Consider the following 18751-nt stretch of genomic DNA (forward strand, 5'->3'; position numbering starts at 1 on the left):
ACATGCCGGATCCGATCGACGTCCATCGTCTGACCGCGTCGTTGCGAAGGTCACACGAGTGGCCCGACGTGGTGCACCTGCACGAGACCGGGTCGACCAACGTCGTCGCCCTGGAGCGGGCCGAGCCGTGGGCCCCCGTGCTCGCCGAGCTGCAGACCGCGGGGCGCGGGCGGCTCGGCCGCCCGTGGCAGGAGGCGCGCGGCGCCGGGCTCGCGTTGTCGGTCCTCGTGCCGGTCGTCCCCGACCCCGGGTGGCTGCCGCTGGCCGCGGGCCTCGCCGTGCGCGCCGCCGTCGCCGAGGTCGGGGTCCGCGCCGACCTCAAGTGGCCCAACGACGTCCTCCTGCCGGACGAGGACGAGCGCAAGGTCTGCGGCGTCCTGTGCCAGATGCGGCCCGCCGGTGACGGGATCGTCGTCGGCATCGGGATCAACGTGCACCACACCCGCGAGCAGCTGCCCGTGGCGACGGCGACCTCCCTTCGCCTCGCCGGCGTCGACGCGGACCGCACCGCGCTCGCCGCCTCCGTGCTGCTCCACCTGCGCCGCCTCCACGCCGACCTCACCGCCTCCGGCGACCGGGCGAAGGGGGTCCACGACGCCTACCGTCGCGCCTGCGCCACCATCGGCCGGGCCATCGAGGTGCACCGCCCGGACGGCACCGTGGAGCCGGTGACGGCCACCGGCGTCGACGACCACGGGCGCCTCGTCGTGAGCGGCGCGAGCGGCTCGGATACCGTGGCCGCGGGTGACGTGCAGCACATCCGCCCCGCGGGCACGTCCACCTCACCCTGATCCCGCCCGAGGCGACCCGTGGAGGTGCCGTTGTCGCACGACCCGCGCCACGCCGGCGCCCCCGACGCCGAGGACGAAGGGAGCGGCCGCGCCGCCCTCGAGGGCTTCGAGCGCTCGCTGCTCGGGCGCCCCGCCTCCATGGGGCGCCGCGAGGTCTCCCGCATCGCCGGCGTGTCGATCCGCTCGGCCCGCAAGTTCTGGCACGCCATGGGCTTCCCCGTCGTCCAGGAGGGCGACGCGATGTTCACCGAGGCCGACCTCGAGGCGCTGTCCCGGGTCGCGACGATGGTGCGCCAGGACGACCTGCCCGAGGAGCTCGCCCTCAACATGACCCGTGCCATCGCGCGGACCATGGACCGGCTCGCGGCGTGGCAGGCCCAGCTCGCCACCGAGGAGGTCGCCCGTCAGCGCCACGGTGACGAGGACGCCGGCCCGGAGCCCGACCGGGCCCGTGACGCCGAGGCGGCCGCTGCCTGGATCACCGAGCTGGCCGACGAGCTGGAGCCGCTCGTGGTGTACGTGTGGCGCCGCCAGCTCACGGCGACGATCCAGCGCCTGCTCACGGTCGAGGAGGACGGCTCCCGGCCGTCGGTCATCGGCTTCGCCGACCTCGTGAACTTCACCTCGGTGGTGCGCCGGCTCACCGAGCGCGACCTCGCGCGGATGGTCCAGCGCTTCGAGGACCTGTGCACCGACATCGTCACCGCGCACGGCGGACGGGTCGTCAAGACGGTGGGCGACGAGGTGCTCTTCCAGACCTTCGACGTCGCGCCCGCTGCCGCCATCGCCCTCGACCTCGTCGAGGCGATGAGCGAGGACGACCTCCTGCCCTCCGCCCGGGTCGGCATGGCGCACGGCCCGGTCGTGCGGCGCCTCGGCGACGTCTTCGGCACGACGGTCAACCGCGCCAGCCGGCTCACCGCGGTCGCCCCGCCCGGGGGTGTGTACGTCGACGACGCCCTCACCCGGCTGCTCGAGCCGCTCAGCGGGTTCTCGACCCTGCCGACCCGTCGGCGCTCGCTCCGCGGCATCGGCGAGGTCGCGCCCAGCCGGCTCGTCCGCGTCACGGGTGTGCGACGCGCCGCCGATGTCACCGCGCACGTCCGCGGATGAGTTCCTATGATCCAGCCATGACACGAGTGCTGCTGGCCGAGGACGACACCGCCATCTCCGAACCCTTGGCCCGGGCCCTCATCCGCGAGGGGTACGAGGTCACGGTGCACGCCGACGGGCGTGACGCGCTCGATGCCGCGCTCAACCTGCCGCCCGACCTGCTGGTCCTGGACCTCGGCCTGCCGACCCTCGACGGTCTCGAGGTCTGCCGACGGCTGCGGGCGACGAGCTCCGACGTGCCGGTCCTCATCCTCACCGCCCGCGCCGACGAGGTGGACACCGTCGTCGGGCTCGACGCGGGTGCCGACGACTACGTCACCAAGCCCTTCCGCGTCGCCGAGCTCATGGCTCGCGTGCGCGCGCTGCTGCGCCGGCGCGGCGACGAGGTCGTCGAGGCGACCGGCCCGCTGCGCATCGACCTCGACAGCCGCCGCGTGTGGTTCCACGGCGAGGAGCTCGCCCTCACGGCCAAGGAGTTCTCCGTGCTGAGCGTGCTCGTGCGCGAGAGCGGTCGCGTCGTCACCCGCGAGCAGCTCATGGCCGAGGTCTGGGAGACCGAGTGGTACGGCTCGACCAAGGCCCTCGACATGCACATCTCCGTCCTGCGCCGCAAGCTCGGTGACGACGTCACCGACCCTCGGCACATCGCCACGGTCCGTGGCGTCGGCTTCAGATTCGACGCGTGACCTCCACGGGGCGGATCTGGCGGATCGTCCTCGCGGCGGTCGTGGCCGCGGCGGTCCTCACCGCGGTGGTCCTCGTCGCCGTCGCCGTGGCAGCAGCTGGCTTCGACGGCGTCACCGTCCTCGGCCTCGACCTCGTCGCGTGGGCCCTCGTCGCACCGGCCCTCGGGGCCGGGATCGCCGCGGGGATCACCATCCCCGTCGTGAGGTCCGTCGAGCGCCGCCGTGAGCGCGGCCTGCACTACATCCGCGAGCAGATCGCGGCGATCCGCGACGGCGAGGGGGCCCTGCCGCGCTCGGTCCACGGACTCCCCGAGGTGGACGCCACCACGGGAGACTTGGCGCGCCTCGCCGGGGAGCTGGCCCAGCAGCGCGCGCTCGATCGTGACTACGCCGCCGACGCCTCCCACCAGCTGCGTACCCCGCTCACCGCGCTGCTCATGCGCCTGGAGGAGATCAGCCAGATCGACGACCTGGAGGCCATCCGGGACGAGGCGGAGGTCGCGGTCACCCAGGTCGAGCGCCTCACGGGCGTCGTCGACACGATGCGCGACCGCTCGAAGGGGGACGAGGCCCTCCCGCAGATCTCCCTCGACTCCGTCCTCGCGGGCCTGCAGCGCGAGTACCAGCCGGCCTTCACCGCGGCCCGCCGCACGATGCGGGTCGTCGGGCCGCCCGGTCTGGCCGTGCGCAGTTCCCCGGTCGACCTGTCGCAGATCCTGCAGACCCTCATCGAGAACTCGCTCAACCACGGTGCCGGACGCGTGGAGATCGAGATGCGCGGCTCGAGCGGCTCGGTCGTCATCGAGGTGCGCGACGAGGGGGAGGGCATCCCGGCAGCGATCGCCCCGCACATCTTCGAGCGCTCGGTCACGTCGCACGGCTCCGGCCTCGGGCTCGGCCTGGCCCGCCAGCTCGCCGAGCGCAACGGCGGGCGGCTCGAGCTCGTGCAGGCCCACCCGGCGGTCTTCGCCGTCTTCCTCTCGGCGCCCGGCAGCCGCTGACCCGCGGGTCCGGCCCCCTTCGTCAGGCGATGTGGCGGCCGCCGCCCTCGAGCGGGGAGGTGTCCTCGTCCATCGGCTCGTTGGCGAAGACGAAGCGACGGTAGGTCCAGAAGCGGAAGATCGTGCCCACCCCGATGCCGATGACGGTGGCGACGTTGTCGGCGAGGCGCGAGGTGAAGTCGAACCCGTAGTGCGAGATGACGAGGCACAGCGTCGAGATGACGAGCGCGAGCCCGTTGACGACGAAGAAGAGGGAGACCTCGTGGTGCACCGGCCGGGACCGCCGGTGGGCGAAGGTCCAGCTGCGGTTGCCGAACCACGCGAAGAGCGTCGCCGCGACACCGCTGATGAGGCGGGCCGTCGTCACCTTGTCGCCGAGGACGGTGTGGGTCAGCAGGTTCATCCCGCCGAGGTCGATGACGAAGGACAGGGCGCCGATGACGCCGAACTTCGCCACCTCGTGCCAGACGGTGTCGACGAGGCCCGCCAGACCGCTCTTCCGCTGGGTCGGCGAGGGCGCGCCGGACGCGTCAGGGGAGGTGTCGGTGGGTTCGGACATCTCGAGCAGCGTAATCGGGGCACGGGCCAAAAAGGCGCACCGTATCCTTGCGCACGTGTCGATCCCCCCACGCGCCCCCGGAGGTTTTCCCGTCGTCGGCATCATCGGCGGTGGCCAGCTCGCCAGGATGTGCGCCGGTCCCGCCGCGGAGCTCGGCATCACCCTGGCCGTCCTCGCCGAGGCCGAGGACTCGTCGGCGGCGCTCGTCGCCCCCTTCGCGCCGGTGGGTGAGGCGAGCGACGTCGAGACGGTGCGCGAGTTCGCCCGGCACTGCGACGTCGTCACCTTCGACCACGAGCACGTGCCCGCGCCGGTCATCGAGGCCCTGCTCGCCGACGGCGTCGCCGTCCACCCCGGGCCCGCCGCGCTGCTGCACGCCCAGGACAAGATCGTCATGCGGGAGGCCCTGACGGCAGCCGGCGTCCCGTGCCCCCCGTGGGCGACCGCGTCGGACGAAGGGGAGGTCCTCGCCTTCGCCGCGCAGGTCGGGTGGCCCGTCGTCGTCAAGACGCCGCGGGGCGGCTACGACGGGAAGGGGGTGCTCGTCGCCGACGGGATCGACGACGTGCGCGAGTGGCTCGCCGCCGCTGCGGAGCGTGGTGACCGGCTGCTGCTCGAGGCGCGCGTCCCCTTCGTCCGGGAGCTCGCGGTGCTCCTGGCCCGCAGCCCCTCCGGGCAGGCCGCGGTCTGGCCGGTCGTCGAGACCGTGCAGACCGACGGGATCTGCACCGAGGTCATCGCGCCGGCGCCCGACCTGGACCCCCGGACGGCCGCGTCGGCCACGGCCATCGGGCTGGACATCGCCGCCGCGCTCGACGTGACGGGGGTGATGGCGGTCGAGCTCTTCCAGCTGGCCGACGGCAGCGTCGTCGTCAACGAGCTCGCGATGCGCCCGCACAACTCGGGCCACTGGAGCATGGACGGCGCGGTGACCGGGCAGTTCGAGCAGCACCTGCGGGCCGTGCTCGACCTGCCGCTCGGCTCACCGAGGCCGCGTGCCGAGTGGACCGTCATGGGCAATGTCCTCGGCGGGGAGCCGACCGACCTGTACCCGACCTACCGGCACCTCATGGCCCGCGACCCGGAGCTCAAGGTCCACCTCTACGGCAAGGGCGTGCGCCCCGGCCGCAAGATCGGGCACGTCAACGTCAGCGGCAGCGACCTGGCCGACCTGCGCGAGCGGGCCCGGCACGCGGCCGACTACATCCAGGGAGTGATCAGCGAATGACCGGTGACGACGCCTCGACCCCCCGCGTGGGTCTGGTCATGGGCAGCGACAGCGACTGGCCGACGATGGAGGCCGCGGCGCAGGTCCTCGAGGACCTCGGCATCGCCTACGAGGCCGACGTCGTCTCGGCGCACCGCATGCCGACCGAGATGATCGCCTACGGGCAGCAGGCCGCGGACCGCGGCCTGCAGGTCATCATTGCCGGCGCCGGCGGCGCCGCCCACCTGCCCGGCATGCTGGCGTCCGTGACGACCCTGCCCGTCGTCGGCGTGCCCGTCCCGCTGGCGCACCTCGACGGCATGGACTCGCTGCTGTCGATCGTGCAGATGCCGGCCGGCATCCCCGTGGCGACCATGGCGGTCGGAGGAGCGCGCAACGCCGGGCTCATGGCGGCACGGATCCTCGCCGCGGGTGAGGGCGAGGAGGCGGCCCGGCTGCGTTCCGCCCTGGAGACCTTCGCCGCGGACCTGTCCGCGCAGGCGCACGCGAAGGGGGAGCGCCTGCGCCGGCGGGTCGCCGCCGGCGGCTGAGCGCACCCCCTGCATTCCCCTAGGGCAATGCAGACCTGAACCTGCATTGCCCTAGGGGAATGCAGGTTCAGCGGGTCAGCGCGAGGCGCCCTCGTTGCGCAGCTGCCGCCACTCGATCTTGGGGCAGGTGTCCATGACGACGAGCAGGCCCGCCTCGCGGGCCCGGTCCGCCGCGGCCGGGTCGACGACCCCGAGCTGCATCCAGATCGCGTCGATCTGCAGCCGGTCCTTGTGGGCGATCGCCTCGTCGACGACGGCACCGACGTGCTCGGAGCTGACGAAGAGGTCGATGACCTTGACGTCGCCGTCCGGGATGTCGCTGATCGTCGCGTAGCCCTGGTCCCCGTCGACGGTCTCGGCGTCGGGGTGCACGGGGATGATCGCCTTGTGCATCTCGCGCTTGAGCCACCGGGCGACCCGGTGCGCGTCACGCTCGGTGTTGTTGCTCAGTCCCACGACGACCCAGGTCCCGGGGTCGGCGATGAGGCGCCGCATCGTCTCGGTGTCGTTCTTGTGCGTCAGGCTCATGGGGCCATCCAACGCTTCCCCGCCGCGGGAATCAACGGACCACGCCATCGGGTCGCCACGAGGTGTTGACCCGCGTGGGCCATAATGCGGCGGGGCGTCCTTCCCCGGAACCAAGTGCAGTGAGGAACCACGTGACTACCAAGATCGCCGTCGTCGGCACGGGCTATGTCGGCCTGTCCATGGCCGTCCTGCTGGCGCAGCACAACGAGGTCGTCGGCTTCGACATCGACGAGCGCCGGGTCGAGAAGCTGAACTCCGGTCAGAGCCCGATCCACGACGAGGAGATCATCGACTTCCTCGCCCACCGCGACCTGGACCTGCGGTTCACGCTGGACAACACCGACGCCTACACCGGCGCCGACTTCGTGGTCATCGCCACCCCCACGGACTACGACCCGGACACCAACTACTTCAACACCAGCACGGTGGAGGGCGTCGTCGCCGACGTCATGCGCATCAACCCCGACGCCGTCATGGTCATCAAGTCCACGATCCCCGTCGGCTTCACCGAGGGCCTGCGCACGTCGGTCGGCACGGACAACCTGATCTTCAGCCCCGAGTTCCTGCGCGAGGGCAAGGCGCTGCAGGACAACCTGCACCCCAGCCGCATCGTCGTCGGCGAGGTGAGCGAGCGCGCGCGGCGCTTCGCCGACCTGCTCGTCCAGGGCGCCGAGGACACCGACACCCCGGTGCTGCTCACCGACTCCACCGAGGCCGAGGCGATCAAGCTCTTCGCCAACACCTACCTCGCGATGCGCGTCGCCTACTTCAACGAGCTCGACACCTTCGCCGCCCGCCACGGGCTCAACACCCGCCAGATCATCGACGGCGTCGGGCTCGACCCGCGGATCGGCACGCACTACAACAACCCCTCCTTCGGCTACGGCGGCTACTGCCTGCCGAAGGACACCAAGCAGCTCCTCGCCAACTACGAGGACGTCCCGCAGAACCTCATGCAGGCCGTCGTCGACTCCAACCGCACCCGCAAGGACTTCGTCGCCGAGGACATCCTGCGCCGCAACCCGCGGGTCGTCGGCGTGCACCGCCTCATCATGAAGGCCGGCTCGGACAACTTCCGCGCCTCCTCCATCCAAGGGATCATGAAGCGCCTGAAGGGCAAGGGCGTCGAGGTCGTCATCTTCGAGCCGGCCATGGAGGAGGACGTCTTCTTCGGCTCCCGCGTGCTGCGCGACCTCGAGGAGTTCAAGGCCACGGCGGACGTCATCATCGCCAACCGCCGCACCGCCGACCTGGAGGACGTGGCCGACAAGGTCTACACGCGCGACCTCTTCGGGACCGACTCCTGACCGCGTTGAACACCTGTGCAACCGCCGACGGGGCGCGGGTACGATCACGGACGTGAGCGCGAACCCAGACTTCGACCTGTTCCGTACGTCCGAGGACCACGAGGCGATCCGTGACGCCGTGAGGGCTGTCGCGGAGGCGAAGATCAAGCCCTTCGCCGCCGAGGTCGACGAGGAGTCGCGCTTCCCGCGCGAGGCCAACGAGGCCCTCGTCGCGGCCGACTTCCACGCCGCGCACGTCGCGGAGGAGCACGGTGGGGTGGGCGCGGACGCGCTCGCGGTCTGCATCATCATCGAGGAGATCGCGCGCGTCTGCGCGTCCTCCTCGCTCATCCCCGCCGTCAACAAGCTCGGCTCCATGCCGGTGATCCTCGGTGGCTCCGAGGAGCTCAAGGCGCGCTACCTGCCGCGTCTGGCGAAGGGGGAGGGGTTCAGCTACGGCCTCTCCGAGCGCGAGGCCGGGTCGGACACCGCCGGCATGCGGTGCAAGGCCACCCGTGACGGCGACGACTGGGTCCTGAGCGGGCAGAAGGCGTGGATCACCAACGCCGGCGAGTCCGAGCTCTACACCGTGCTCGCGGTCACCGACCCCGACGGCCCGCGCGGCAACAACATCTCGGCCTTCGTCGTCGAGAAGTCCGACGAGGGCTTCGGGTTCTCCGAGAAGGAGCGCAAGCTCGGCATCAAGGGCAGCCCGACCCGCGAGCTGCACTTCGACCGGTGCCGCGTCCCCGGCGACCGCATCATCGGCGCCGAGGGCGAGGGGCTGAAGATCGCCCTGCGCACGCTCGACCACACCCGCGTCACCATCGGTGCTCAGGCCGTCGGCATCGCCCAGGGCGCCCTCGACGAGGCCCTGGCCTACGTCAAGGAGCGCAAGCAGTTCGGCAAGCACATCGCCGACTTCCAAGGCATCCAGTTCATGCTCGCCGACATGGCGATGGAGCTCGAGGCCGCCCGCCAGATGGTCTACGTCGCCGCCGCCAAGTCCGAGCGCCACGACGCCGACCTGTCCTTCTTCGGCGCCGCGGCCAAGTGCTTCGCCTCGGACGTCGCCATGAAGGTCACCACCGACGCCGTCCAGCTCCTCGGCGGCGCGGGCTACACCCGCGACTTCCCGCTCGAGCGGATGATGCGCGACGCCAAGATCACCCAGATCTACGAGGGCACCAACCAGGTCCAGCGGGTCGTGATGGCACGTGAGCTCCTCAAGGGCCTGCCGACCTCACGCTGACCGCGGCCCCGGGCGTCAGGTCTCGTAGGTGTAGAACCCGCGCCCGACCTTGCGGCCGAGCAGGTTGGCGTCGACCATGCGCTGGAGCAGCGGCGGGGGAGCGTAGAGCGGCTCCTTGAACTCGTGGTAGAGCGACTCCGCGACGGCCATGGTCGTGTCGAGGCCGATGAGGTCGGCGAGGGCCAGCGGGCCCTGGGGGTGGGCCGCGCCGAGCACGAAGCCCTGGTCGATGTCCTCGGCGGTGGCGAAGCCGGACTCGTACATGCGGATCGCGCTGAGGATGAAGGGGATCAGCAGGCTGTTGACGACGAAGCCCGCGCGGTCCTGGCAGGTGATGGCGCGCTTGCCCAGCTCGCCGTCGACGTAGGTCCGCGCCCGCTCGAGCGTCTCGTCGGCGGTCATGAGCGAGGGGACGAGCTCGACGAGCTTGAGCACCGGCACCGGGTTGAAGAAGTGCACGCCGAGGACCTGCTCCGGGCGCTTGGTGACGGTCGCGAGCTTCATGATCGGGATCGAGCTGGTGTTGGACGCGAGGATCGCGTCGGGGCTCTCGACGATCTCGTCGAGCTGCTTGAAGAGGTCGACCTTGGCGCCCTCGTCCTCGATGATCGCCTCGATGACCATGTCGCGGTCGGCGAGCTCACCGAGCTCGGTGACGACCCGGACGCGCTCGAGCACCGCGTCCGCGTTGTCGAGCCGGCCGCGTTCCTGCGCGCGGCGCAGCGACTTCTCGATCCGACCACGGCCCGCGTCGGCGCGTTCCCGGCTCGACTCGACGACGACGACGTCGGAGCCGGCGCGCGCGCAGACCTCCGCGATGCCGGCGCCCATGAGGCCGCATCCCACGACCCCGATCCTGTGCAGCGTGTTGTCCATGGAGGGCACGCTACCGGCGTGTGAGCGCACTCACGCACGCAGGTCCAGGTCCCGGAGGGTCAGGAGTCGTCCGGCTCCACGGTGATCGGCCGGTCCTGCCGCAGGTCCTCGAAGAGCTGCTTGGACTTCGCGTCGTCCCACTGCACGGCGGACCCGGCCGCAGTCGGCAGGTTGTTGTCGGAGACCGGGACGGTCACGGAGTTGCCCTCGCCCTTGGCGATGCTGCGGAGGGCCCAGAAGGAGCGCGCCGTCTCGAGCATCGAGTCATCCTCGCCGACGGTCAGCGCACCGTCGCTCTCCTTGCCGAGCGAGTGGACCCGCCACGGCTGGACCAGGTTGCCCGGGGTCGCGACCTTGCCCATGAGCGCGCCGAGGAACTGCCTCTGGCGCTTGGCCCGGCCGAGGTCGCCCTCGGGGTCGGAGTAGCGGGCCCGCACGTAGCCCAACGCGGTCGGGCCGTCCATGTCCTGGCAGCCCTTCTTGAGGTTGATGTGCGCCTTCGGGTCGTCCATGTCGTTCTTCACGCAGATGTTGACGCCGCCGACGGCGTCGACCACCTGGGCGAACCCGCCGAAGCCGATCTCCATGTAGCCGTCGAGCTCGAGGCCGGTGTTGTGCTCGATGGTCTGCCCGAGGAGCTTCGGCCCACCGATGCTGAAGGCGGCGTTGATCTTGTTCATCCCGTGCCCGGGGATCTCGACGTAGGAGTCGCGCGGGATCGACAGCAGGGTCGAGCGGTCGCCGCCGGTGTGCAGCACGAGGATCGAGTCGGTGCGGGCCCCGCCGGTGTCCTGGCCGGTGCCGAGGCGGTTGCGCTCCTTCGCGCTCAGCCCCTCCCGCGAGTCGCTGCCGACGAGGAGGACATTGCGTCCCTCGCCCCCGCTCGGACGCTCTCCGGCGGGGGTCGCGTCGACCTTGGCGACGTGGGACCACGCGGAGTTGACCGCCCAGACCATCGCGCCGCCCCAGACGAGGACCAGCACGAGCACGCACGCGAGGAAGGTCCGCATCGGACGCCGGCGACGCGTGCCGCCCGTCGGTCCGTCGCCCGCCGGCCGGGGGGCGGGTCGCCGCGGACCGCCGCCACCGGGGGGCGGACCCTGACGACGTGGGGTCTCACGGTCCTCACGGACGGGGCGCGAAGGGGGAGTCCCCGCGGGCATGACCCGCGTCCGGGGCTCCTCGGCCGGCCGGCGAGACGAGGCCGCCGCGGGGCGCGACGACGCCGCGCCCCGCGGGCGCGGGCGGCCGCTCGTCGGGACGTCGCCCCCCTTCGTCCCCTGGGGGCGTGGACGCGACCGCTTGCCGGTCGGGATGGCGCGCGCGGTCTCGTCGTCGCGACGACCCCTGCGGACGTCGAAGACCATCGGGTCGTCCTCGCCGCGCCGTCGAGGAGATCGGTCGCCGGGGGACCGACCGGGGCGGGAGGGGCGCTCAGACATGACGACGAGGATAGGAGCAATGACTGGGAGAGCGCAGGACGGTGGCGGCGAGTCCGCGGCACCGTCCGCGTGACCTTGTCCATACTGGAGCGCGTGCCTCCCCGCGTCAGTGTCGTCATGCCCGTCCTCAACGAGGAGCGCCACCTCGCCGACGCGGTCCGGATGGTCCTGCGCCAGGACTGGCCCGGCGAGCTCGAGCTGGTCCTGGCGCTCGGCCCGTCGACGGACGCGACCGACGAGGTGGCGGCCGGCCTCGCGGCCACCGACCCGCGGGTGCGCACCGTCGCCAACCCCTCCGGGCGCACCCCCGACGCGCTCAACGCGGCGATCGAGGCCTCGACCGGCGACGTCGTCGCCCGCGTCGATGCCCACGCGGAGATCCCGGTCGACTACCTGAGCCGGGCCGTCGCGGTCCTCGAGGAGACCGGCGCGGACAACGTCGGCGGGATCATGGACGCGGTCGGCACGACCCCGATGGAGAGCGCCATCGCCTGCGCGATGAAGAGCCCCCTCGGCGTCGGTGGGGCCCGATTCCACACGGGCGGGGGTGCCGGCGAGGCGGACACGGTCTACCTCGGGGTCTTCCGCCGGTCCGCGCTCGAGCGGGTGGGTGGGTACGACCCGCACTTCGAGCGGGCGCAGGACTGGGAGATGAACCACCGCCTCCGCAGCTCCGGCGGCCGGGTCTGGTTCACCCCCGAGCTCGTCGTCACCTACCGCCCGCGGCCGAGCCTGGCCCGGCTCGCCGACCAGTACCGCGGCTACGGCCGGTGGCGGCGGGTCGTCGCCCGGCGTCACCCGGGCACCGCCAACGCCCGCTACCTCGCCCCGCCGACGATGGTCGCGGGCACCCTCGCGGCGAGTGCGCTCGGTCTCGTCTGGCGGCCCGCGTGGGCCGTGCCGCTCGGCTACGCGGCGGCCGTCACGGTCGGCGGGTGGCTCATCTCGAAGGGGGAGGACCCCGCCGTGCGCGTCCGGGTCCCGGCCGCGATCGCCACGATGCACTGGGCCTGGGGTCTCGGTTTCCTCACGAGTCCTGCCGAACTTGGTCAAGCCCTTCCGGATCGGGGCTGAGAGGCGGACAATACGCCTCATGCCCCCCCTCTCGTCCGTGCGGTTCCGACGTGCCCTCGTCGCGGCCCTCGGCTCCCTCGCCCTGCTGCTCACCGCAGCACCCTCCGCCGCGCCCGCCGTGACCGGCACGACCGGCACGACCGCCAGCAGCGGCGCGGCCGCGGTGCCGTCGTCGTGGACCTTCTCCGGACGCGGCTTCGGCCACGGGGTCGGGATGAGCCAGTACGGCGCCTACGCCCAGGCCAAGGCCGGGTGGACGGCCAGGGAGATCCTCGCCTTCTACTACCAGGGCACGACCTACGACGCGGTGGTCGACACCCAGACGATCCGGGTCAACGTCGTGCGCGGCGCGAGCACGGCGAGCATCGCCGGCCTCGCGACGGGGACGAGCGGCGGCAGGCTGACGATCACCGCCGGCGGGCGCACGATGACCTCTGCCGCGGGCCAGACCGTCAGCCTGCGCCGCTCCTCGGGCAGTGTCGTGGCGACCTGCTCCGCCTGCTCACCGACCTCGGTGACCGGCACCTCCGTCTCGGTGACCTGGGACGAGTCCCGGACCGACCTGTCCGTGGGCGGGCGTCGCTACCGTCATGCCCCCTTCGTCGTGACGCCGACGCCGGGCGCGGCGACGCTCGAGGGGGTGCTGCACCTGCAGCTCTCCAGCGAGTACCTCGACCAGATCCGTGAGGTCCCGTGGTCCTGGCCCGACGCGGTGCTGCAGGCGCAGGCCGCCGCCGCACGCAGCTACGCGCTGCGCAAGGTCGCCGCCGGCGTCCGCTCCTCGTGCGCCTGCCACGTGACCGACGGCCAGGGCGACCAGGTGTACGGATCGGTGCCGACCGGGGCCGAGGCGGCCGCCTGGCCGCGCTGGCGTGCCGCGGTGGCCGTGGGGGGCGACCCGAGCACGGGGTTCGTCCCGCGGTACGGCGGCCAGGTCATCGAGGCGCTGTACTCCTCGTCCTCCGGCGGCCGCACGGTCGCCAACGAGGACGTGTGGCTCGGCGGCGCCCCCGTGCCCTACCTGCGCAGCGTCGCGGACCCGTGGAGCCTGACCGCGGACAACCCCCGGCGCTCGTGGACGACGACCGTGACGGGCAGCCGGGTCGCTGCGGCCTTCGGCCTGCCGGACGTCGTCTCGCTGCGGCTGTCCGACCGCTCGAGCGCGGAGACGGTGCGACAGGCCACCGCGACCTCCTCCTCGGGGGCGACGAGCACCCGCAGCGGCAACGCGATGCGGAGCGCGCTCGGGCTGTCGTCCGCGTCGATCCACCGGCCGATCTCCCGCGTCGCGGGCAGTGCACCGGCCGACCTGGTCGCGGCCTCGGCGCAGAGCGCCCCGAGCACCGCCGGCACGGTGGTCATCGCCAGCAGCTACGAGGCGGACGTCCCGCACCTGCTGATGGCCCGGCCGCTCGCCGGCTCGCTGCGCGCCCCGCTGCTGCTCAGCGGTCGCTCGTCGCTCACCTCGTCCGCCGTGCGCGAGCTCGACCGCCGCGGGGGCACCATCACCCGTGCCTACCTCGTCGCCGGCTCACCCATGGTCGGCAGCTCGGTCGTCTCCCAGCTGGAGCGACGCGGCATCACCGTCACGCGGGTCGGCCTGTCCGACCGGGACGCCACGGCCGCGGCCGTCGTCGACCTCATGGAGGCCACGGTCGGGGTGTCCACGGCCGCCGCCTCGACCCGTGACACGGCGCCCGAGGCCGGCGCCTTCTCGGCCGTGGCCGGCGTGCGCCGAGAGCCGATCGTCTGGGCCGGCGCGACGAAGGTCGGCTGGCGGGCGCGGGCCGCGCTCCAGCGCGCGGGCGTCCGCACGGTCCGGCTGCTGGGCCCGACGAGCCGCATCTCCGCCGACGTCGCCACGGACCTCACCGGCCGCGGGTTCCGGGTGACCCGGTTCTCCGGGTCGAGCGCCTCGCTCGTCTCCGCGCAGATCGCGGAGTACTTCCGCAACAGCTACCGGGGCGACACCGTCGTCCTCGCCCGCTCGACGAGCACGCGCACCTCGGACCCGGTCGCTGCCGCCGGCTACGGCCTGCCGGTCCTCGTCCTCACGGGCACCTCGGCGCCGGGGTCGGTGACCTCGCTCGTGCAGCGCAGCCCGCAGTGGCCGCAGGTGCGGGCGATGGGGTCGACGTCGAGGGTGACCTCCGCAGCCCTGGTCAAGGTGCGCGACGCCTGAGGCGACGCAGCGGGGACGACGAAGGGGGCCCGGGTCACGTGACCCGGGCCCCCTTCGTCGTGGTCGTGCTCAGTCGAGGTCGATGACGAGATCGGTGCCCGTCTTGTCGACGACCTCCTCCTGGGTCACTCCCGGCGCGAGCTCGCGCAGGACGAGGCCCTCGGGGGTGACGTCGATGACGGCGAGGTCGGTGATGATCCGCTGGACGACACCCTTGCCGGTGAGGGGCAGGGAGCAGTCCTGGACGATCTTGTGGGAGCCGTCCTTGGCGACGTGCTCCATCAGGACGATGACCTTCTTGGCGCCGTGGACGAGGTCCATCGCACCGCCCATGCCCTTGACCATCTTGCCCGGGATCATCCAGTTGGCGATGTCGCCGTTGGCGGCGACCTGCATCGCGCCGAGGATGGCCGCGTCGACCTTGCCGCCGCGGATCATGCCGAAGCTCGTCGCCGAGTCGAAGATCGAGGCGCCCTTGCGCAGGGTGACCGTCTCCTTGCCGGCGTTGATGAGGTCGGCGTCGACGGCGTCGTCGGTGGGGTAGGGGCCGACGCCGAGGATGCCGTTCTCCGACTGCAGGACGATCTCGACGTCGTCGGGCACGTAGTTGGGCACGAGCGTGGGCAGCCCGATGCCGAGGTTGACGTAGTCGCCGTCGGCGAGCTCGGCGGCCGCGCGCGCGGCCATGTCCTCACGGGTGAGTGCCATGGTCAGGCCCCTTCCTTCGTCGACGTGACGGTCCGCTTCTCGATGCGCTTGTCCGCGGCCTGCTCGGGCGTGAGCGGCAGGACCCGCTGCACGTAGATCCCGGGGAGGTGGACGGAGTCGGGGTCGAGCTCACCGGGCTCGACGAGCTCCTCGACCTCGGCGATCGTCACGCGGCCGGCCTGGGCGCACAGGGGGTTGAAGTTGCGCGAGGTGGTGCGGAAGACGAGGTTGCCGTGCCGGTCGCCCTTCCAGGCGCGCACGAGTGCGAAGTCGGTGGCGATGGCCTCCTCTAGGACGAACTCGTGGTCCTCGCTCGTCGTGCTCCCGTCGGCCTGGCGGCTCTTGACGGCGAAGGTGCGCGTCTCCTTGGCCGGCGAGGCAACCGAGATGTTGCCCTCGGCGTCGTAGCGCCACGGCAGACCGCCGTCGGCGATCTGGGTGCCGACGCCGGTGCGCGTCCAGAACCCGGCGATGCCGGCGCCGCCCGCCCGCAGCTTCTCGGCGAGGGTGCCCTGCGGGGTGAGCTCGACCTCGAGCTCGCCCGAGAGGTACTGGCGGGCGAACTCCTTGTTCTCCCCGACGTAGCTGGAGACCATCCGCCGGATCTGGCCGCCGGCGAGCAGGACGCCCAGGCCCCAGTCATCGACCCCGCAGTTGTTGGAGACGCACTCCAGGTCGCGCACCCCCTTCGCCTGCAGCTCGGCGATGAGCACGCTCGGGATCCCGCAGAGCCCGAACCCGCCGACCGCCAGTGTGGCGCCGTCACGGATGTCCGCGACGGCCTCGGTAGCAGTGGAGATGACCTTGTCCATGGGCGTCACCCTAGAGGTCCGGGGAGGCGGCGCGGGTGTGCTCGGCACACACCGTCCCGGGCGAAGGGGGTGCGCCCCACCCGTGCGTCGCCGCCGGTCACGGCGGTGAACCACAGGGACGTAATTCCACCAGTGGGTCTGGCGTGTCTGGTGTGACTCGTGGAATAAGAGTGACTGGCCTGATGTCTGTGAGCGCTGTGACGCGTGTGATCGGACGAGGGTCGCCACCGCCCTGATCGGGTTCCCCTGCCCGCTTCCACCAAGGAGCACCTGCGTGTCACGTTCCGTCCGCCTGGTTGGCGCCGCTCTCATCCCGGCCTTCACCCTCCCCATCGCCACGTCCGCCGTCGCACGCTCCGCCGACGTCCCGCCGCCGCCGGTCAACCGCAACCTGCCGAAAGAGCTGGACGTCGCCTCGCCGTACATCCCGCAGTCGGTGTGCGACCCCGATCCCAAGCCCGGTGTGACCGCCTTCGCGCGGCTCATGGCCAACCACTACGACGAGTTCAACTACGGCATCTCGCGGGCGTGCAACTACGGGCTCACCGAGCACTCCGAGGGCCGCGCGCTCGACTGGATGCTCAACGCCTACGACCCGCACGAGCGCGCCGTGGCCGACGGCGTGATCGCCTGGCTGCTCGCGCCCGACTCCGAGGGACGGCCGGCGGCGATGGCCCGCCGCTTCGGTGTCATGTACATCATCTGGAACCGCCAGATCTGGGGGACCTACCAGATGAGCACGGGCTGGCGGGCGTACAACGGCGTCAGTCCGCACACCGACCACATCCACTTCAGCTTCAGCTGGGACGGCGCCATGCAGCGCACGTCCTGGTGGACCGGCAAGGCGTGGACCGGTGTCACGACGACCCCCGGCGGCCCCTCGATGCCGATCCCGGACCCGACGGAGTACCCGACCCTGCGCGTCGGCTCGTCCGGCCCCGACGTCAAGCTCGCCCAGGAGGTCATCGGCGTGACCGCCGACGGTGCCTTCGGCCCGGCGACCCAGACGGCCCTGAAGACCTGGCAGCGCACCAACGGCGTCAAGGTCACCGGCGTCCTGGACGACGCCACGTGGAACCGGATGGTCCTCCTCGGCAAGATCCCCGCCCGCGGCTCCGACCAGGGCGGCGACCTCGCCCCGCACATGAAGACCTCGATCCGCCTGGGCTCCACCGGCGAGGCCGTCAAGGCCCTCCAGCGGGTCCTCGGCCTCAAGGTCGACGGCACCTTCGGCCCCGCGACCAACACTGCGGTGCGCAACTTCCAGAAGGACCGGCAGCTGCGGGTCGACGGCTTCGTCACGCAGAACGTGTGGAAGGCCCTGGCCGGCGTGCCCTACGTCAAGAACGGCACCGTGCCGAAGCCGAAGCCGGAGCCCGAGAAGGACCACGTCCACCACCCGACCGTCGCCTCCCCCAAGGCGCCGGCCGCCCCCACGGGCGCGGTCGTCGTCACCAAGACCCAGTTCGCTGCGGTGAAGTCGACCGTGCTGGCCAGCGGTGCACGCGGCGGCTCGGTCAAGGTGCTGCAGCGCGCGCTCGGCGGCGTCGCCGTCGACGGTGCCTTCGGCAGCGGCACGGCCCGCGCGGTCCGCAGCTTCCAGCGCGCGGCCGGCCTGTCCGCGACCGGCGTGGTCGACGGGAAGACCTGGGACGCGCTCGAGGCCCGGGAGTACCCCTTCCTCCAGTACCGCAGGACGGTCCTGAAGCCGGGGTCGACGGGCTACCCGGTCAAGGTGCTGCAGACCTACCTCGGCGTCCGGGCCGACGGAGCCTTCGGCACCTCGACGCGGGACGCCGTGCGCGCGCTGCAGGGGCGCCACGGCCTGGCCCGCACCGGCTACGTGGGCGGCGTGACCTGGCAGGCCCTCGAGCGCGAGGTCCGCGCCCGACGCGCCGGCTGACCCGCATGCCCGACGAGGGCGTCGCCGCCGATCAGGCGGTGACGCCCTCGCTGCGTGCCCGGCGGGCGAGGGTCGCCTCGTCATCCTGGCCGAGGTGCACGACGAGCGAACCGTGCTCGGACCACACGGCGAGGGCGGTGCGCAGCAGCGCCTCGGGAGAGGGGTCGACGAGCTGGACGCGCGCCCCCTTCGACCCGGTGCTCCCGACCGTGCTGCCGCCGGTGCTCACGACGCGTGCGTAGGTGGCCTGCTCGCCGCCCACCCGCAGCGCGACGTCGTCGCCCTCGGGCTCGGCCCAGGGCGTGAAGTGGTCGCCGTGCGAGGCGAGCTCCGCCGCCTCGTCCATGACACCGTCACGGACCTCGACCGCGGCCCAGCGGGCGAGGGCGGCCCGGGTCACGAGGACGGCGGGGCCGTCGTCCGGGAGCCGCTCCGGGTCGTCGGTGACGACGAGGTCGGCGGCGGCCGGGTCCTCGAGGTCGAGGACGGCGCCGACGGACCACACCGCCCAGGCCCAGTAGAGCAGCCGCCAGTGCGGCCGCATCGCGACGTGCACGACGGAGCCGGGCTCGATGTCCCACTCCTCCTGCAGGGCGTTGGCCGCCTTGCTCACCCAGGTGCCCAGGACGCGCCCGGACAGCTCCACGCGTTCGCCGGCGGTCGGGCCGGGCAGGTCGTCGTAGCAGGTGATCCGCGGGGCGGCGGAGTCGGCGGCGTTGATCGCGGCGAGGACGTCGGCGGGGGTCGGCATGGACCCAGCCTACGAAGGGAGGTCACCCG

The 18751-nt window shown here is 72.4% G+C and carries 18 protein-coding genes; 11 read left to right on the top strand and 7 right to left on the bottom strand.

What is annotated here, in order from left to right; translation table 11 throughout:
• Positions 1 to 2: 2 nt before the first annotated feature.
• The 4 genes from JT1_RS01820 to JT1_RS01835 are packed head-to-tail and all read left to right on the top strand — an operon-like array spanning position 3 to position 3591.
• Complete coding sequence (locus JT1_RS01820; RefSeq protein ID WP_082807396.1) at positions 3 to 791, top strand: biotin--[acetyl-CoA-carboxylase] ligase; 789 nt, start codon at positions 3 to 5, stop codon at positions 789 to 791.
• A gap of 24 nt (positions 792 to 815) precedes the next feature.
• Positions 816 to 1904 (top strand): adenylate/guanylate cyclase domain-containing protein, encoded by a 1089-nt coding sequence (locus JT1_RS01825; protein ID WP_371836286.1) that lies wholly within the window; start codon positions 816 to 818, stop codon positions 1902 to 1904.
• A 17-nt stretch (positions 1905 to 1921) separates the two neighbouring features.
• A complete protein-coding gene (locus tag JT1_RS01830) occupies positions 1922 to 2590 on the top strand; it encodes a response regulator transcription factor (RefSeq protein ID WP_068322051.1) in 669 nt (222 codons plus the stop codon).
• A complete protein-coding gene (locus tag JT1_RS01835) occupies positions 2587 to 3591 on the top strand; it encodes a sensor histidine kinase (RefSeq protein WP_255218225.1) in 1005 nt (334 codons plus the stop codon). Before JT1_RS01830 ends, JT1_RS01835 begins: the two co-directional genes overlap by 4 nt.
• A 22-nt stretch (positions 3592 to 3613) precedes the next feature.
• On the opposite strand, the gene JT1_RS01840 is transcribed toward JT1_RS01835, so the two are convergent.
• Positions 3614 to 4150, bottom strand: a complete 537-nt coding sequence (locus JT1_RS01840) for a GtrA family protein (protein WP_068322057.1) — start codon at positions 4148 to 4150, stop codon at positions 3614 to 3616.
• A gap of 55 nt (positions 4151 to 4205) precedes the next feature.
• Here JT1_RS01840 and JT1_RS01845 point away from each other — a divergent pair, with 55 nt between their 5' ends.
• Together JT1_RS01845 and purE are read left to right on the top strand one after the other, a co-directional pair.
• Positions 4206 to 5378: a 5-(carboxyamino)imidazole ribonucleotide synthase gene (locus JT1_RS01845; RefSeq protein WP_068322060.1), complete on the top strand. Its 1173-nt coding sequence runs from the start codon at positions 4206 to 4208 to the stop codon at positions 5376 to 5378.
• Positions 5375 to 5908, top strand: a complete 534-nt coding sequence (gene purE, locus JT1_RS01850) for a 5-(carboxyamino)imidazole ribonucleotide mutase (protein WP_068322065.1) — start codon at positions 5375 to 5377, stop codon at positions 5906 to 5908. The genes JT1_RS01845 and purE overlap by 4 nt, the downstream gene beginning before the upstream one ends.
• Positions 5909 to 5983: 75 nt before the next feature.
• On the opposite strand, the gene JT1_RS01855 is transcribed toward purE, so the two are convergent.
• The gene (locus JT1_RS01855; RefSeq protein WP_068322068.1) at positions 5984 to 6436 is read right to left on the bottom strand and encodes a CoA-binding protein; all 453 of its coding nucleotides are present in this window, start codon (positions 6434 to 6436) and stop codon (positions 5984 to 5986) included.
• A gap of 131 nt (positions 6437 to 6567) precedes the next feature.
• On the opposite strand from JT1_RS01855, the gene JT1_RS01860 reads away from it, so the two are divergent.
• Together JT1_RS01860 and JT1_RS01865 are read left to right on the top strand one after the other, a co-directional pair.
• Positions 6568 to 7743, top strand: a complete 1176-nt coding sequence (locus JT1_RS01860; RefSeq protein WP_218005544.1) for a nucleotide sugar dehydrogenase — start codon at positions 6568 to 6570, stop codon at positions 7741 to 7743.
• 52 nt (positions 7744 to 7795) lie between these two features.
• Positions 7796 to 8974, top strand: coding sequence for an acyl-CoA dehydrogenase family protein (locus tag JT1_RS01865; protein ID WP_068322071.1), 1179 nt, complete (start codon positions 7796 to 7798; stop codon positions 8972 to 8974).
• A gap of 15 nt (positions 8975 to 8989) precedes the next feature.
• Here JT1_RS01865 and JT1_RS01870 read toward each other — a convergent pair whose 3' ends face one another.
• The gene (locus JT1_RS01870) at positions 8990 to 9850 is read right to left on the bottom strand and encodes a 3-hydroxybutyryl-CoA dehydrogenase (protein ID WP_068322074.1); all 861 of its coding nucleotides are present in this window, start codon (positions 9848 to 9850) and stop codon (positions 8990 to 8992) included.
• 59 nt (positions 9851 to 9909) lie between these two features.
• Positions 9910 to 11292, bottom strand: coding sequence for an LCP family protein (locus JT1_RS18805; protein ID WP_255218226.1), 1383 nt, complete (start codon positions 11290 to 11292; stop codon positions 9910 to 9912).
• Positions 11293 to 11385: 93 nt separating this feature from the next.
• On the opposite strand from JT1_RS18805, the gene JT1_RS01880 reads away from it, so the two are divergent.
• The gene (locus tag JT1_RS01880) at positions 11386 to 12366 is read left to right on the top strand and encodes a glycosyltransferase family 2 protein (protein WP_428832176.1); all 981 of its coding nucleotides are present in this window, start codon (positions 11386 to 11388) and stop codon (positions 12364 to 12366) included.
• Between the two features lie 19 nt (positions 12367 to 12385).
• Positions 12386 to 14548 carry a SpoIID/LytB domain-containing protein gene (locus JT1_RS01885; RefSeq protein WP_068322080.1) on the top strand — a complete coding sequence of 721 codons (2163 nt, stop codon included), beginning with the start codon at positions 12386 to 12388 and terminating at the stop codon, positions 14546 to 14548.
• Positions 14549 to 14617: 69 nt separating this feature from the next.
• On the opposite strand, the gene JT1_RS01890 is transcribed toward JT1_RS01885, so the two are convergent.
• Positions 14618 to 15256: a 3-oxoacid CoA-transferase subunit B gene (locus tag JT1_RS01890; RefSeq protein ID WP_068322083.1), complete on the bottom strand. Its 639-nt coding sequence runs from the start codon at positions 15254 to 15256 to the stop codon at positions 14618 to 14620.
• A 2-nt stretch (positions 15257 to 15258) separates the two neighbouring features.
• The gene (locus JT1_RS01895) at positions 15259 to 16068 is read right to left on the bottom strand and encodes a CoA transferase subunit A (RefSeq protein WP_068322086.1); all 810 of its coding nucleotides are present in this window, start codon (positions 16066 to 16068) and stop codon (positions 15259 to 15261) included.
• Positions 16069 to 16342: 274 nt separating this feature from the next.
• On the opposite strand from JT1_RS01895, the gene JT1_RS01900 reads away from it, so the two are divergent.
• Positions 16343 to 17971 (top strand): peptidoglycan-binding domain-containing protein, encoded by a 1629-nt coding sequence (locus JT1_RS01900; protein WP_068322094.1) that lies wholly within the window; start codon positions 16343 to 16345, stop codon positions 17969 to 17971.
• Between the two features lie 31 nt (positions 17972 to 18002).
• Here JT1_RS01900 and JT1_RS01905 read toward each other — a convergent pair whose 3' ends face one another.
• Positions 18003 to 18722 (bottom strand): TIGR03089 family protein, encoded by a 720-nt coding sequence (locus tag JT1_RS01905; RefSeq protein ID WP_068322100.1) that lies wholly within the window; start codon positions 18720 to 18722, stop codon positions 18003 to 18005.
• Between the last annotated feature and the right edge of the window lie 29 nt (positions 18723 to 18751).

The sequence above is a fragment of the Janibacter terrae NBRC 107853 genome, assembly GCF_001591405.1.
Taxonomy (GTDB): Bacteria; Actinomycetota; Actinomycetes; order Actinomycetales; family Dermatophilaceae; genus Janibacter; species Janibacter terrae.